Origin of the sequence: Novosphingobium sp. KA1, assembly GCF_017309955.1 — a bacterium.
Taxonomy (GTDB): Bacteria; Pseudomonadota; Alphaproteobacteria; order Sphingomonadales; family Sphingomonadaceae; genus Novosphingobium.
In genome coordinates, this window is the sequence record NZ_CP021248.1 from 58902 (window position 1) to 74907 (window position 16006).

Below are 16006 nucleotides of genomic sequence, written 5' to 3' on the forward strand. Positions count from 1 at the left end.
GCCGGTGTCAGATCGATGACGGTGGGACGGTTGCGGCCCGATCAGTCCCTGCGGCCCGGTCAGTCCCTGCGGCGAAGCGCGGTCAGGTCGATGCCGTGCTTGTTGACCTTGTAGTAGAAGGTCTTGCGCGGCAGATCGAGCGCGCGAATGGCCGCACCGATCTCGCCGCCCGCCGCCTGCACGGCGGCGATGATCTCGTCCCGCTCGAAGGCATCGACCCGTTCGGTCAGCCCCTTCGCCGCACCGGGGGCGGGGGCAGGGGCGGGATCGCCCAGTCCCAGCACGAACTGTTCGGCGAAATTGCCGAGCTCGCGCACGTTTCCGGGCCAGTCGTGCCGTTCGAGCATGGTGCGCAGCGGCGCGGTGATCATCGGCAGGTCGCGGCCGAGCCGCCGGGCGGCATCGCCCGCGAAACGGGCGAACAGGGCTGGAATGTCCTCCCGCCGCTCGCGCAGCGGGGGGATGCTGAGGCGCATCGCGGCGAGCCGGTAGAACAGCGGCGCCAGCAGCGCCGGCGGCGGCCCTTCCGCGGCGTTCTGGCTGGTCGAGATGACACGTATGTCCACTGGCACGGCCTCGTCGCGGCGGCGCAGCACGCGCTGTTCGGCAAAGGGCAGCAGCCGTTCCTGCAGATGGGACGGGGCGCGGTCGACGTCGTCGAGATAGAGCGTGCCGCGATGCGCGGCGGCCAGGCCGGGTTCGGCATGGCCGCTGGCGGTGAACAGCGGATCGGCCAGCGCCTGCGGCATCGCGGCGCAGGCGATCGGCAGGAAACGGTGGCGCGCGCGCTTGCCCGCGCGGTGGATCAGGCGCGCCAGCAGGTCCTTGCCGGTGCCGGTCTCGCCTTCGATGAACAGGTCGATATCGGCATTGGCGAGCACCGGGATCATCTCGCGCAGGCGGCGGATCGCGGGATTTTCACCGAGGAACAGCGGCGCGTCGTCGGCTTCGGCAAGGCTGCGCAGGCGGCGGTTTTCCAGCGTGAGACCGCGCGCGGTGGCGGCGCGCCGAACGGCCGCGATCAGGGCGTCCGGGGCGAAGGGCTTGGTCAGGAAGTCCCAGGCCCCTCCCTTGAGCAGCTGCACCGCCATCGCGATGTCGCCGTGCCCGGTCACGAGGATCACCGGCAGTTCGGGATCGCGGTCATGGAGCTGGCGAAACAGGTCGATGCCGGAGATGAGCGGCATGCGCACGTCGGTGACCACCACGCCCGGCCAGTCGGCGGTGATGGCGGCGAGCGCCGGGGCGGCGGCGGCAAAGGTCTCCACCGCGAAACCCGCCAGCCGCAGCAATTGCGCCGTGGCGCGGGCGAGGTCGGCATCGTCCTCGACGAGCGCGACGCGGGGGGCATCGCGGTTTTCGGAAGGGCTGGCGGGAAGGGGGCTGTCGGTCATCAGGCAAGTCTCAGACGCAGTTCGAACGCGGCGCCGCCGATTCCCGGCATCGTGTCCGGCATCGCGTCCGGAATCGCGTTCCGTACGGCTTCATCGGGGAGCAGGCGCAGGGAGCCGCCGAACTCCTGGGCGATGTCCTGGGCGATGACGAGGCCCAGGCCAAGCCCTTCGGCGCGGCTGGTGGCAAAGGGCGTGAACAGGCGCGCGGCGATCTCGGGGGCGATGCCGGGGCCATTGTCGGCAATGACGAGGCGCAGGGCCTGCGCCTTGCCGTCCTCGTTCTCCTCGAGCGCCAGCGTGATCCTGATGCGCGGATCGGGGTGTCCGGCCAGCGCCTCGGTGGCGTTCTGCAGCAGGTTCACGAGGATCTGCTCGATCCGCACCTTGTCCCCCCGGACAGCGAGGCCGGGGGGAATGTCCGGTGTCTCGTAGCACACGGCGGCCAGCCGTTCCTTGAGCAGCAGGCGGGCGCCGTCGAGCCCATCTGCCAGCAGCACCGATCCCGGCCCGCCTGCTCCGCCGCTACCCTCTCCGGCAATGCCCTTTCGCGCGAACCCGCGAAGCTGCGCGGTGATCACGCCGATCCGCTCGGCAAGCCGGTCGATCGCCGAGAGGTTCTCGCGCACCTCGTCGCTGGCACCCTGGTCGAGCAGGTGGCCCGCCGAAGCCGCATAGTTGCGAATGGCGGTCACCGGCTGGGCGGTTTCATGCGCGACGCTTGCCGTCACCTGGCCCAGCGTGGCGAGGCGGTTGGCGAGACGCAGTTCCTCGCGCAGGAGCGCGGCGCGGTGTTCGAGCGCGGCGCGCTCCTCCATCTCGCGGCGCAGTTCGGCGGTCCGCTCGGTCACCGCGGCTTCGAGCAGGGCAGTGCGTTCGCGGCGGCGGCGGTTGCGCTGCGCCAGCCACCAGACCGCGCCGACGGCCAGCAGCGCCAGCAGCGCGGCCATGATCTGGGCGCTGCGCATCGGCGTCGTCACCGCGACGCGGATCGGCAGGGCGAGGTTGACCCGCCAGCCGTCGCGGCTGGGCGGGCTGCTGGCCAGTTGCAGGGCGCCGGCGCGCTCGCCCATGCGGACCAGCCCCTCGCGGTCGATCGTGTAGGGCGTGGGCTTCAGCCCCGGCGCGCCGATGTCGGCGGCCACGGCCTGCTGCGCGGCGGTGCCGATCGGCTCGGTCATCGCGAAGCGCCAGGCATCGCGGCTGGTGACGAGGATCACGCCGTCGGCATTGGTCACGAAGGTCTCGCCGCCGGCGGTGCGCCACTGCGCCTCGATCCGGTCGAAATCCAGCTTGATGACAAGCACGCTGCTGCCGGCCACCTTGCGGGCCAGGTAGAGCCCGGGGTGATGGCTGACCGTGCCCAGCGCGAACTGCGCGCCGCCGCCGCTGCGCATCGCGTCGCGGTAGTAGCGCCGGAAGCGATAGTCGCGCCCGCTGAAGCTCTCGCGGCGGTTCCAGTTGCTGGCGGCCACCGAAAAACCGTCCGGCCCGATGAGGTAGATGGCCGAGGCGCCGATGCGATTGGCAAAGGTCTCGAACTTGGCGTTGAGCCGCTTGACCGCGCCCGGCTGGGCCCGCGCGGCGGCGATTACGTCGCGGTCGTCGGCCAGCGCTTGCGGCAGCAGGCGGAAGCGGGCGATCTCGCTGTCGAGCAGGGCCTGTCGCAGGCGCGCGTCGGCGGCGACCGAGGCCGCGAAGGCGGCCGCGGAGCGGCGGCGCACCACTTCGCCCGCCACGCTGCCCGCAACAAGGGCGGCGGCGAGTGCGGCGACAAGCCAGTAGAGACCATGGCGGCGATTCACCCCCTGGACGGTAGCCGCAGTGGCGGCGATGTGCAAATTGTTGCACATCGCTGCAGTGCAATGTGCCGATTTCCGCCCATCGCCATCGCCGGCTGCACCGCGAAGTGCCCGGAATCCGGCGGTTTAAATGGATTGCAAAAATGTCTTTGGCCGCAGCGTGGAATCGAACAGCCTTGGCCCAGCCCGCGATAAGCATAAGTCTTGCGCGTGCAGAGAGAGGAAGAAAGGCCTGCCATGCACACCCCATTGCCCGATACGCACGAGTCCGCCGCGCCCCGCCGCTGGTATGCTCATCTCTACGTGCAGGTGCTCATCGCCATCGCGGCGGGTGTCACCATCGGCCACTTCGCGCCCGCCACGGGCGAGGCGCTGAAGCCGCTGGGGGATGCGTTCATCAAGCTGGTCAAGATGGTGATCGCCCCGGTCATCTTCCTGACCATCGTCACCGGCATCGCCTCGATGCGCGATCTGCGCGCGGTCGGCCGGGTGGCAGGCAAGGCATTTGCCTATTTCTTCTTTTTCTCGACCCTGGCGCTGATCGTCGGGCTGATCGTGGCGAACGTGGTTCGCCCCGGTCACGGCCTGAACATCGATCCTGCCACGCTCGATGCCTCGAAGGTCGCACTCTTCTCCGAGAAGGCACACGAAACGACGATCACCGGGTTCCTGACGGGCATGATCCCGGACACGTTCCTTTCGTCCATGACCGAGGGCAATATCCTTCAGGTCCTGGTGATCGCCATCCTCTTCGGCGTTTCGCTGGCCATGCTGGGGGACCGCGGCGCGCCCGCGCTCTCGCTGCTGGAAACCGTCTCGATGGTGTTCTTCAAGCTGGTGTCGATCGTCATGAAGGCGGCGCCGGTCGGTGCCTTCGGCGCGATGGCCTTCACCATCGGCAAGTACGGGGTGGGCAGCCTTGCCAACCTCGCCGGGCTGGTGGCGACCTTCTACGTCACGTCCGCGCTGTTCGTGGTGGTGGTGCTGGGCGTGGTGGCGCGGCTCGCCGGGTTCTCGATCTTTGCACTGATTTCCTATCTCAAGGCCGAATTGCTGCTGGTGCTGGGCACCTCGTCCTCGGAAAGCGCGCTGCCCTCGCTGATGGAGAAGATGGAGCGCGCGGGCTGCCCCAAGAGCATCGTCGGCCTGGTCGTGCCGACCGGCTACAGCTTCAATCTTGACGGCACCAACATCTACATGACGCTGGCGGCGCTGTTCATCGCCCAGGCCTGCAAAGTGGAACTGACGCTGGGCCAGCAGGTGCTGCTGCTGGGCGTTGCGATGCTCTCGTCCAAGGGCGCGGCGGGCGTGACCGGCGCCGGTTTCATCACGCTGGCGGCCACGCTCTCCATCGTGCCCGCGGTGCCGGTGGCGGGCATGGCGCTGATCCTGGGGGTCGACCGGTTCATGTCGGAGTGCCGCAGCCTGACGAACTTCATCGGCAATGCGGTGGCAACCGTGGTGGTCTCGCGCTGGGAAGGCAAGCTCGATACCGCGCGCTTCAGGGCCGTGCTTGCCCAGCGCGACCCCGCTGCCGCCGAGCCCGTCGCCGCCGATAACCGCGCCCTCATCTGACCGCTTGCACGCGCCGCTCGCGGGAGAGCAAGCGGCGCGCCCGACCTGAAGCCGGCGCCGAGGCCGGCCTGATTTCCGCCTGAACCAAGACGGGGCAAAAGCCCCGCACAGGATCCCCCCGAACATGACCATTCTGTCTGCGCGGCTGCTTGCCGCAACCCTTTGCTGCGCCTCCGTCACGGCGCATGCCGAAGAGGCGAAAGCCCCCGCCTACCCGGTTTCCGCCAACGGCGACGGCGCCGTGACCAACGGCTACAGCATCTCGCGCTGGGCCGAGGACTGGCGGGTCATGGCCAGCAAGGCGAGGCGCGACGATCCGCTCGACCGTCTCAAGTTCCTGCCGCTGACCGGCGATGACAGCGTCTACCTGACGCTCTCGGGCGAACTGCGCCTGCGGATGAACCAGACCACCAATCCCAACTTGCGCGAGGGTGAGGCGCAGCGCCAGGACATTTCCCGCGTGGTTGCCGGCGCCGACCTGCACGTGGGCCCGCACGTGCGCTTCTACGGCGAACTGGCGCGTGGCGGCCTCGGCGGCGAGAACCTCGGCAAGCCTTCCAGCAACTTTCGCAACGGTCTTGCCGCGCAGCAGTATTTTGCGCAAGTCAGCGAAGAGGTCGGCGGGCTGGAGCTCGGCCTGCGTTATGGCCGCCAGGAGTTCGTGGACGGCCCCAACCTGCTGACCTCGCAGCGCGACAACAACACCATGCATTACACCCTGAACGGCGTGCGTGCCTGGGTGCGCGGCAAGGCCGTGCGCGCGGACGTGTTCGACTTGCGCCCCACGGCCTATGGCGAGGATGGCCTGCGCGATGACAAGAGCGATCCCGAGCGCCGGTTTTCCGGGGTGACGCTGGGCTTCGCGGTGCCGCCGACGTTTCTGGGCGGCTCGAAGCTGTTCGTCGATCCTTTCCTCTGGCGGCGGCAAAACGGGGTGGGCGCCTGGGGCGGGCGGGTCGGCCCGGCGACCCGCTATTACGGCGGTGTCCACGTCTACGGCGATGCCGGGCCGGTCAATCTCGACTGGACCGTCAACCACCAGTGGGGCGAATTCATGGAGCAGCGGATCGATGCCTGGCAGGTGCTGCTGGCCCAGTCGCTGCGGCTGGGGGCCGGCAAGGCGGCGCCGCGCATCGGCGTGAGCGCCGACTACGCCAGCGGCGGCGGCGGTTACGGCGATGGCAAGCTGCGGGATGCCTACTCGCCGTTCGGCAACAACGTCTACTTCAGCTACCAGCTCTATCTGACGCCCACGAACTTGCGCTCGCTGGCGCCCACGTTCAGCTTCGCGCCGCTGAAGTCGGTGAAAGTCAGCGCGGAGTACCGCTTCGCCTGGCGCGACAGCGTGACCGACGCGGTCTACCGCGCCAACGGCCAGGCCTTTGCCGGTACCCAGAACGGGCGCGCCCGCAAGATCGCCGAACTGGCGCGCCTGCAGGCGGTCTGGACGATCTCGCCGCGCGTGACCTTTACCGGCCGCTACGAGCACCTCCAGGCCGGTCCCGCACTGACTTCGGCAGGCTACCGCAGTTCCGATTTCCTCGCGGGCTGGCTCAGCTTGCGCTTCTAGTGCCTGCGATTCTGATGCCTTCGAGGATCCGGTGCAGGGCCGGAGAGATGATCGGCGCGGCGCCCTTATCGGTATGGAAACCAATTGGGCATAATGCGGCAGGATGTCCTTCCTCGGTTTTCGTGAAACGTTCCTGGCCGCGTTCCTGCTCGTCGCGATACTGGCCTATTTCAGCATCGGCGCCGCCGATGGCGGGGCAGGCGGGGCAGGCGGGGAAGTGCGCAGTTCCTGTTGGGCTTCGGGCGATCTCATGGAAGACCTCGCGCGGGTGGCCCGCAGTGCGCCGCGCTGGACCTGCGCGGCGGCGCCGCCTTCGCTCGATGCCGAGCGGGTGATGCTGCGCTTCGATGTCGCCGGTGCGCGTCCGCTGCCGCGTTATTTCCTCTCCCGGCGCAGCGCTTTGGAGGGCGTGCATCTGCTGGCCGTCGACCGCGGCGGCCACGTCCGGCGCCATGACGTGGCGGCGGCGGGGCTCGCCAGCTCCATGGCCGGCGGCTACTTCAAGGCGCCGCTGCCCGAGGTCACGCCGGAAACCCGCTGGGTGATCGCGGCGCTCGACCGGCCAAGCCACCGCATGCTCCTGGAGCGCGCCTATCTTGCGCCCGCCGATGCCGGGGACGGCATCGCCGGCATGCGGTTCCTGCTCATCCTCGCCGGACTGGGCGGCATGCTGACGATGCCGCTATTGTTCAACGCGGCGTTTTACCGGGCCCTGCGCGAGCCGTTCGTGCTGTGGCATTCGGCGCTGGCCCTGTCCCTGCTGATGACGATCTTTGTCTCTTCGGGACTGTCGGTGCTGTTCTTCGATCCCCCGGCGATGACGCTGAGCTGGATGACGGCGGTGGTCTTCGGGATGACGATCGCGTCGGGCATCATGTTCACCCACAGCTTCATCGAGCCCGGCGCGATGAGTGCGCGGCTCAGGCGCCTGCTGCCTTTCTGCGCGGCCTGGGCGATGCTGCTGGGCCTGTTCCACGCGGCGTTTCCGCTGGTTGCCCGCCCCTGGCAGGCGAGCCTCTACACCGCGGGCTTCGCCCCGGTGCTGATCGTTTTTGTGGCGGCGATGGCGAATGCCCTGAACAAGGGCAGCCGGGCCGCGAAGTTCCAGGTGATCGGTTACCTGCCGATGGTGCTGGTGGCGCTGATCCGGCTGGTGACGGGGGTCATGCCGTGGTCGCACAGCAGCGATGCGATGATCTTGTTCTACCTCGGCTGCGTCAGCGAGGTGCTGTTCACGACGCTGGGCATGGCCGATCGCCTCGTGACGATGAAGCGCGAGCGCGACCGCGCCTGTGTCGAGATCGACATGCTGGAGCGCCTGTCGGAGACCGACGCGCTGACCGGATTGCTGAACCGGCGCGCGATCGAGCGCCAGTTCGAGCAGCTTCGCGCCGATGGCTTCACGACGCTCGCGGTGGTCGATCTCGACGATTTCAAGACGATCAACGACGAGAACGGGCACGCGGTCGGCGATGCGGTGCTGAAGGCGGTGGCGATCGCCTTGCAGGCGGGGCCGGACGTGCGCGCCTTCCGGTTCGGCGGCGAGGAGTTCGTGCTGCTGCTGCGCGGGCACGACGCCGACATGCGCGCCGAACTGCGGCGCACGGCGATCCCGGCGGCGGTTGCCCGGGGCGTGCCCGAGCTGGGCCGGGCCGTCACGGCCAGCATGGGCGTGACCAGCCTCTCGCGCGAGGAAGGCTTCACCATACCCTATGAACGGGCCGACCAGTTGCTCTACGCCGCCAAGAATGCGGGCAAGGACCGCATGCGCACCACCCTTGCCATGGCGCCGAAGCGCAGCGCGTTCAAACGGGCGACGATTGCCGCCTGAACGGCCGCCGGCGCTTCGCCATGGGTGGGAGCGGGGCGGTCAGGTGCGTGTCCGCGCGCGTTGCCAGGCCCGGTAGCCGATCACCGCGAGCCCGATCATCGCCGCATAGAGGCCCGCCGTCAGCCACAGGCCCTTGAACACGAACATGCCGACGTAGAGCACGTCCACCGCGATCCACAGCAGCCAGCTGGCGGCATGGCGGCGGGCGGTCCAGTACTGGGCGACAAGGCTGAAGCTGCTCAGCATCGCGTCCATCCACGGCAAGGCCGCGTCGGTGTAGCGGCTGGTGATGCAGCCGATGGCGAGGCCGCCGAGGGCGCCTAGGGCCAGCCCCGCCGCCGCCCGCGACAGCGCGAGCGGCCTGACCACCACTTCGCCGCTATCCTGCTTGCCCCGTGCCCAGACGAACCAGCCGTAGAGGATGGCGAGGCCGAACAGCGCCTGCAGCACCATGTCGGCATAGAGCCGCACGTCGAGGAACAGCTTGAAGTAGAGCGCGCAGGCCAGGAGGCTCACCGGCCAGCACAGCAGCCAGCGCCGCGCGGTCATCCAGATGCCGAGAAAGCTGACGATGACGGCGATGATCTCGAGAGCCGACATCAGGCGAGGTTCCCCTGCTCAAGTGCGCCGAGGAAGGCCTGTCCGGCGACAGAGAGGAACCAGTCGGCATGATCGATCAGGTAGCCTTGCCAGGCAAGATCGGCCTGCGCGGGATCGCCGAGGATGCCCGCAAAATAGTCCACTTCGGAAAGCGCGAATTCGATGTGCACCAGCGGCAGCAGGCGCAGGAGAGTGACGAGCTGGCCCTGGCTGAGCGGCAGCACCGCACGATAACCCGACAGCAGCGCCAGCGCGGCGCGCGCATCGGCGGGACTGTCGCGGCCTTCGGCAATGTCGAGCCAGGGGATGGCGGTACGCTCGATCGCGGTGGCAAGGTCGTGCAGCGCACAGGTTTGCGTGGCCAGTCCGAAATCGAACACCGTGCTCACCGTGCCCTGCTGTGACCACAGCAGGTTGGAGGGATGCCAGTCGTTGTGTGTCCACAGCAGCGGCTCGTGTTCGAGCCGGTCGGCAAGGCCGCTGCCCAGCGCCGCGAACAGCCGCGCCAGTTCGGCCTGCCACGGCTTGCCAGCCAGATAGGCGCCCAGCGCCGGACGGGCGCGGACATAGGCCTCGGCCGCCAGCAGCGGATCGCGGGCGGGCAGGATGGTGAAGCTGGCGACCAGCGGGTGCCCGCCGCGCTCGGGGGCCGCGAAGCCGCGTGCCGCCAGGTGCAGCCTTGCCAGCGCGGCGCCGGCCTCGCGGGCATGACCGGCGCAGAGGAACGGGGTCCACGACTGCCGGTCGCGGTAGAGGTCCTCCCCTTCCGAGCGCCGGTGCAGTTCGTAGCTCCATTCGCCCCGCGTCACCGCGCCGGAGCCGTCCCGCGCCGGCAAGACGTCCGGCACGCCGAGGCCCGCACCGCGCAGGTGCGCCATGAAGGCATGTTCTTCCGCGAGGGCTTGCCGCGTGCGCAGCCGCCGGTGATGGCGCTTCAGGAAAAATTCGCCGCGGTCGGTTTGCGCCAGCACCGCAGCCGAGAACGGGCGCGGCGAATGCCAGCGCAGTGCGGCGAAGGTCCCCGCATCCGGGAAAGCATCGAGGATCGCGGCGGCCTCCCCGGCCGTGATCGCAGGCCAGGTCGGCGCCTCCCAGGCCGTGCCCATCCCGTGCACCCGATGAGGGCCATCGGCCGGACGAGGCGCCGCGCTGCTCATGGTCAGAAGGCGCGCGAGAGCGTCGCCACGAAGGCGCGGCCGCTGCCGACGTAGTAGGTCGGCGCCGAGCCGGAGATCAGCGTGCCGCCGCGCGCCGTCGTATCCAGCGCATTGGCGGTGATCGCCTGCACGCCGGACAGCACGTGCGGGTTGGTCACGTTGATCGCGTTGAGCCGAAGGTCCATGCGCTGCGCATCGATGAGGCCGGCGAGATGCACGCCGATCGAAAGGTCGAGCGTGGCGTAGCCCTTGATGCTCTCGTCGTTCATGAAGGTGGCGTACTGGCGGCCGACGTACTTGAGCGCGGTGCTGCCGAACAGGCGGCCATCGTCATACGTCGTGCCCATGGCGAACTGGAACTGCGGGCTGGAGACGGCACGCTTGCCCCTGGTCGGCAGATAGTCGCCGCCCACGGCAAGATCGTCGTCCTGGCGGGTGTGCAGGTATTCGCCCGAGAGGTAGACGCTGACGCCCCTGGCCGGGCGATAGTCGATCTCGCCGTCGAGGCCGTAGGAGGTCTGGTTGCCGCCGTTGATCGTCGAATTGACCAGCGCGCCGCCGCTGTTCACCACGGTTGCCACCTGCCGGTTGCGGAAGTGGTAGTTGAAGGCGGTCAGCGAGAACGACAGGCTGGGGCCGATGTAGCGATAGCCCAGTTCCTCGGAGACCGAATATTCGTTCTTGAGGCCGCTCGTGCCCTGGCTGACCAGCTCGCCCGCGTAGTAGCTGTTGTAGAGCGCGAACTCGTTGGGCGTGCGGAAATTGGTGGTGACGTTGGCGAAGAGCTGCTGCCGCTCGTCCAGCGTGTAGTGCACGGCGGCGCGGGGCAGCGCGGCGAAACTGTCGCGGCGGACCTTGTCCTGCGGGCCGGGCAGGTAGTTGCGGCCATTGCGCAGCACGTCGACCCCCTTGAAGCCCAGCTCGACGCCGAGGCGCGGGGTCACGGCGATGCTGTCGGCGACAAAGAAGCCCTTGGTGACGGTCTCGGTGCGGGCATTCTCATAGGCCAGCAGGCGGCCGTCGGCGGTGCGGATCGCCTTGCTCTGGTAGCCCCACTGGTCGAGCGGATGGCCGCTGGCGTCGATCGAGGTGTAGGACTGGGTCACACGGTCGGTGCCGTAGTCGAACCAGAGCCCGGCGGTGAGCGTGTGGGCGCCGGCGGTGAGGGTCAGCTTGCTGACGTCGCCGACGCGCCGCTGCTTGCCGGTCCAGTTGCCGAGCACCGTCGCCGTCCCGTCCACCGCGCCGGGCAGCGTGATCGGCTGGGTCAGTTCCTCGGTGCCGAGGTAGTTGCCGGTGGTCGTCAACTGGGTGCCGTAAGGGGCGTTGCCGTGGCCGAACTGGAGGTAGGCGGTGGTGTCGAAGGCCAGCCGGTCGCCGAGGTTCAGGTGGATCGGCGCGGAGACGTAGAAGTTGCGGAACGGCGCGCGGTAGAGGCGCCAGTAGGTGGTGCTGCCCTCGCTGTACTGCTTGTCGTAGTTGTAGGCGCGGCCATAGGCTTTCCAGTCGGCCAGCGAGGGGCTGGCATACGTCGAGGTCTTGGCGTCGTTGTACGAGAAGGCGATGGCGGCGCGGTTGCCCTCGCCCCATTCGCGCAGGAGCTTGGCGTCGACGTGCTGGCGCTTGTCGAAACCGGCGCCGCGCCAGTTGTCCGCGCGGTTGTTCGAATAGGAGATGAAGGCCTTGATCCCGCTGGCGCCGAGCGTGCCGGTGTCGAAGCGCACGAAAGCGCGGCGCGCATCGTAGGAGCCGAGCGAGAGGTTGACGAGCCCGCCCGTCTCCGCCTTGGGATCGTCGAGCGTCAGCGACAGCAGGCCGCCTGCGGCCGCCACTACCGGGGCGTCGATCGAGGCGGCGCCTTGTGCCAGCGCGATCTGCCGCACGTTCTCGGCATCGGCGAACTGCGAGGGATAGGCGTAGAAATAGCCGATGTCGTTCTGCGGCGCGCCTTCCATCAGCACGCCGATCTGGTCCTGGCCAAGCCCGCGCATGGTCAGGCTGGAACTGGTCGAAAGCCCGTAGGGGTCGCTCGACGAGACATTGGCGCCGGGCAGCAGGTTGACCAGCTGGAAGGCGTTGAGCGTCGGCGCCTGCTTGACGATGAAGTCGGACGAGATCGCGCTGATCGCCTTGGGGGCGGTCTGGTCGGGCAGCAGGCCTTCGGGATCGGGGTGGCCGATGACCCGGATGTCTGCCTTGCTGTCGGCGCCGTCGGCGGAACCGGCCTCGTCGGCCAGTGCCGGAACGGCCGCGAGCAGGGCAGGGAGCCCGAGGGCCAGGCGGGAAATCGTACGGAAATTGCCGGTCTTCACTTCGTGTCCACTCCAATCGGAGGGACAACGGATCAGCCGCCAGCCCTCCCTACGCCGGTGTCAGCCGGATCAGGTTCAGCGGGTCGTGGTCTGCTGACCACCTCTCAGCCGCGCATGAGCGGCCCCCCGGGGATGGCGCGCCTCTAGTCGTTCGCGGGGGCGGTGGAAACCCTTTATTGCATTTCATGGCAGGCCGCCGCCCAAGTGATCGCGCGAGCGGGGGCAAGGGCGCGTCAGGCCCCGGGGGCGTTGTCGCCGTGGCGGGGGACGTGGTTGGGGGCGGGGCGGTCGGTGGCAACGACCACGCGGTCGCGTCCGGTTTCCTTGGCCCGCAGCAGGGCAGCGTCCGCCGCCGCGATCAGGGTGTGTGCGGTGCCATGACGGGGATAGACGGCAAGGCCCATCGACACGGTGATCGGACCGATCGGCTGGCCTTCGTGCAGGAGGTCCAGTTCGGCGATCCGCTCGCGGATGAGGGCGGTGCGTTCAAGCCCCCGTTTCTCGTCGAAATCGGGCATCAGCATCAGGAATTCCTCGCCGCCGTAGCGGAACACCAGTTCGTCGCTGCGCACCACGCCGGCGAAGGCGCCTGCAACCGCCCGCAAGGCGAGGTCGCCGACATCATGGCCGTAGCGGTCGTTCAGCTGCTTGAAGTGGTCGATGTCCATCATCAGGCAGGCGAGCGGGGCATCCGTCTCATCGGCGGCGATCACCAGCCTGCGCAGTGTGGCGTCCAGCTCGTGGCGGTTGCGCAGGCCGGTAAGGGGATCGTGCAGCGCCTTGTCGCGCAAGGCCTCGCGCAAGTTGAGATTGGCGAGCGCGAGGCCCACCGTCTCGGACATCAGTTCGATGTAGGTGGTGGTCGACGGCGCCGGCTCGCCTGCTGCCGAGAGGTTTTCGAGCACCAGCAGGCCGATCGTCTCGCCCTGCGCGGTGAGCGGCACGCACATCGTCGCCTGCACCGCCTCGAGCGCGACGTGGCGGCAGGGCACGTCGGTGAGGTTGTGGCCCGGGCTGTGGATCTGCCCGCGCCGCAGCGCCCAGCAGTCGTCCGGGCTGAAGGCGAGGTTGCTGCCATGGGGCGTCAGCCACTGCGCGGCGCAGGCCATGCGCGCGTGCCGCTCGTCGAGGATGAACAGGCGGCCGGCGAGGTCGGGCGCGATCTTCGGCGCGAAGAGCTGCACCACCCGGTAGAGGTCATCCACCGATTCGCAGCCCTGCAGGCGCTGGGTCATCCGGGCGAGCAGGTCGCGCACCGCCCAGTCGGCATCGCGCTCCTTCTGCAGGCGCTGGCGTTCGAGGCCGTTCTCGCGGAAGATGCGCACCGCCTGGGCCATGTCGCCGATCTCGTCGACTTGCGAGATCGCGGGGGGCTCCACTTCGTAGTCCTGGTCGGCCAGCCGGTTCACCACGTCGCTCAGCGTCACCACCGGTTTCAGGATGCGGCGCTTGAGGATGAAGCCCAGCACGAAGAGGAACAGCACGGCGGTAAACGCCACCATGACCTCGGAGATCGTGCGCAGGCGCTGCGAGGCGGTGGCGGCTTCTTCCACGGCATCGTCGGAACGCTCGTCGAGCATGTAGCGGAAGCGGCCGAGCAGGAAGTGGGTGCGTTCCAGTTCGCGTTCGTATTCGGGGCCGAACACGATCTTGCGGGCCACGGCATCGTCCCCCTTGCGCATGGCGGCGATGGCGGCCTGCTGTTCGTCTTCCAGCGTACGCGCCTGCCGCAGCGCCTGTTCCAGCGAGCGCAGTTCCTCCTCGCTCGCGCCATTGTCGCGCAGCTTGGCCATGCGCTGCTCGACCGGGCCGAGCTCGGTGCGCAGGCGATCATAGGCGATGGCGTGGCTGGGATCGCCGGATACCGCGAAGAGGCGGGCCTGATCGGTCAGCTCCGAAAGGTCGGTCTCGACCTCGGCGGTGAGCTGGTCGAACAGGTCGCGCTGCACGATGGCACCATGTTCGGCGCTGTCGGCACTGGAGGCCATGACCATGGCGACGCCCGCGGCGATGGTCAGGCAGACAGTGGCGCCGTAGGCCCAGTTGGTGATGGTCGCGATACGCATGCGATCGGCCCCTTCAGGTTTGTCGCTAAAGACGGAAGCGCCCGACTGTTCTTTCATCGGCGCCGAGTTGGCAAGCGTTCAGGGGCTGGTGCCGCGAAATGCGCTTTTGGCGAATTTCCGAACGGTCTCTCAGCCTTCCTGCGGGGAAGGCCGGGCGCCTTGCGGTGCGGTGTCGTCCGAATGGCCGCTGATCTCCGCGCCCGCCTCGGGCGCAAAGCGCAGGTTCCAGATCGTCGCCGAGAGCGAGATGGCGGTCACCACCCAGAACGCGGCCGAAAAATCGCCCAGCGTCGGCAAGGCATGACCGCGCGCCAGCATGGCGAGGTGCAAGGCGACCGCCGCCACGCAGATGCCCAGCGAGAGCATCAACTGCTGGAAGGTCGCGTAGAACGCGGTGGCATTGCTCATCTGCTGCTTGTCGATGCCGTCGTAGGCGATCGTGTTGTAGGCGGTGAACTGGAACGACATGAAGAAGCCGGCCACCACCAGCACCGCAAACATCGCCCAGGTCGGCCAGGCCGGATTGAACAGGCCGCAGATCGCGTAGCCTGCCGTGGCGATCACCCCGTTGACGATCAGCGAGCGGCGGAAGCCGAAGCGGCGCAGGATACGGGGCGCAAAGCTCTTCATCGCCAGCGATCCGACCGCCGTGGCAACCGTGATCGTGCCGCTGCGCGCGGCGGAAAAGCCGAAGCCCACCTGCATCATCAGCGGCAGCAGGAAGGGCTGCGCGCCCTGGGTGATGCGCGTCACCGATCCGGCGATCACCGAAAGGCGGAAGGTGTCGTCGCGCAGCAGTGCCAGGTCGAGGATCGCGCCTTCGCGGCGGCGGGCATGGGCGACATAGGCGATGCCGGCAAGCAGCCCGACGGCGATCAGCGTGCCTGCCAGCACGGCCTCGCCGGGACGGCTGACCATCTCGAAGCCGAACAGCAGGCACCCGAGCGCGATGCCGCTCAGGATGAAGCCGGTGACATCGAAGGGGTTGGGACGCTCTTCGCGCACGTTGGCGATGAAGCGGCCGGTCAGCCACAGGCCCAGCATGCCCATCGGCAGGTTGATGTAGAAGATCCAGCGCCAGTCGAGATAGGTGACGATGAAGCCGCCGAGCGGCGGTCCGACGATCGGGCCGATCAGTGCGGGCACCAGCAGCCAGGACATCGCGTTCACCATGTCCTGCTTGGCCACCGTGCGCAGCAGCACCAGACGGCCGACCGGGATCATCATCGCCCCGCCAATGCCCTGCACGAAGCGCGAGAGCACGATCATCTCCAGCGTCGGCGATTGCCCGCAGGCCAGGCTGCCGAGCATGAACAGCATGATCGCGGTGCGGAACACGGTGCGCGATCCGAAGCGGTCCGCCAGCACGCCCGAGGCGGGAATGAAGATCGCCAGCGCCAGCAGGTAGGACGTCAGCGCCACGCTCATGTCCTGCGGACGGACGCTGAAATCGCGGGCCATCGTCGGCAGCGCGGTGGCGAGCACCGTGGCGTCGACGAATTCCATGAACAGGGCGGAGGCGATGATGAGAGCGACCAGCCGGTAATTGGCGCCGGGCGCCTGCGCGCTGCGATCGGGCGTCATCGCGATCCTGCCCGCCGCCGGGACGATGCCGTCGCGCACTTCGGCGTTGACCGAGGCGATCCCGCGGCGGCGGGGCCTCAGCACGGGGTGTCCGGTCTGCGGGGGCGGGAGAGGGGGG

General features: G+C 68.6%; 10 protein-coding genes and 1 riboswitch. Of the genes, 3 read left to right on the forward strand and 7 right to left on the reverse strand.

Going from position 1 to position 16006, the window contains the following annotated elements; all coding sequences use genetic code 11:
• Nucleotides 1-59: 59 nt before the first annotated feature.
• Nucleotides 60-1394, reverse strand: a complete 1335-nt coding sequence (locus tag CA833_RS18045) for a sigma-54 dependent transcriptional regulator (protein WP_207080682.1) — start codon at nucleotides 1392-1394, stop codon at nucleotides 60-62.
• Nucleotides 1394-3244, reverse strand: coding sequence for an ATP-binding protein (locus CA833_RS18050; protein ID WP_207080683.1), 1851 nt, complete (start codon nucleotides 3242-3244; stop codon nucleotides 1394-1396). The genes CA833_RS18045 and CA833_RS18050 overlap by 1 nt, the downstream gene beginning before the upstream one ends.
• A gap of 186 nt (nucleotides 3245-3430) precedes the next feature.
• Between CA833_RS18050 and CA833_RS18055 the strand changes: the two genes are divergently transcribed.
• From CA833_RS18055 to CA833_RS18065, 3 genes are all read left to right on the forward strand, one after another.
• Nucleotides 3431-4768 carry a dicarboxylate/amino acid:cation symporter gene (locus tag CA833_RS18055; RefSeq protein ID WP_207080684.1) on the forward strand — a complete coding sequence of 446 codons (1338 nt, stop codon included), beginning with the start codon at nucleotides 3431-3433 and terminating at the stop codon, nucleotides 4766-4768.
• 124 nt (nucleotides 4769-4892) lie between these two features.
• The gene (locus tag CA833_RS18060) at nucleotides 4893-6338 is read left to right on the forward strand and encodes an alginate export family protein (protein ID WP_207080685.1); all 1446 of its coding nucleotides are present in this window, start codon (nucleotides 4893-4895) and stop codon (nucleotides 6336-6338) included.
• A 103-nt stretch (nucleotides 6339-6441) separates the two neighbouring features.
• Nucleotides 6442-8169, forward strand: coding sequence for a diguanylate cyclase (locus CA833_RS18065; protein WP_207080686.1), 1728 nt, complete (start codon nucleotides 6442-6444; stop codon nucleotides 8167-8169).
• 39 nt (nucleotides 8170-8208) lie between these two features.
• On the opposite strand, the gene pnuC is transcribed toward CA833_RS18065, so the two are convergent.
• The 5 genes from pnuC to CA833_RS18090 form a co-directional block, all read right to left on the reverse strand.
• Nucleotides 8209-8769 (reverse strand): nicotinamide riboside transporter PnuC, encoded by a 561-nt coding sequence (gene pnuC, locus CA833_RS18070; protein WP_207080687.1) that lies wholly within the window; start codon nucleotides 8767-8769, stop codon nucleotides 8209-8211.
• Complete coding sequence (locus CA833_RS18075; protein ID WP_370584598.1) at nucleotides 8769-9875, reverse strand: phosphotransferase enzyme family protein; 1107 nt, start codon at nucleotides 9873-9875, stop codon at nucleotides 8769-8771. The genes pnuC and CA833_RS18075 overlap by 1 nt, the downstream gene beginning before the upstream one ends.
• Nucleotides 9876-9928: 53 nt before the next feature.
• On the reverse strand, nucleotides 9929-12238 hold the full coding sequence (locus CA833_RS18080; protein WP_370584599.1) for a TonB-dependent receptor: 2310 nt from the start codon (nucleotides 12236-12238) through the stop codon (nucleotides 9929-9931).
• A 29-nt stretch (nucleotides 12239-12267) separates the two neighbouring features.
• Nucleotides 12268-12377, reverse strand: a riboswitch (TPP riboswitch).
• 94 nt (nucleotides 12378-12471) lie between these two features.
• A complete protein-coding gene (locus CA833_RS18085; RefSeq protein WP_207080689.1) occupies nucleotides 12472-14304 on the reverse strand; it encodes a diguanylate cyclase in 1833 nt (610 codons plus the stop codon).
• Between the two features lie 129 nt (nucleotides 14305-14433).
• On the reverse strand, nucleotides 14434-15972 hold the full coding sequence (locus tag CA833_RS18090) for an MFS transporter (RefSeq protein ID WP_207080690.1): 1539 nt from the start codon (nucleotides 15970-15972) through the stop codon (nucleotides 14434-14436).
• Nucleotides 15973-16006 lie beyond the last annotated feature (34 nt).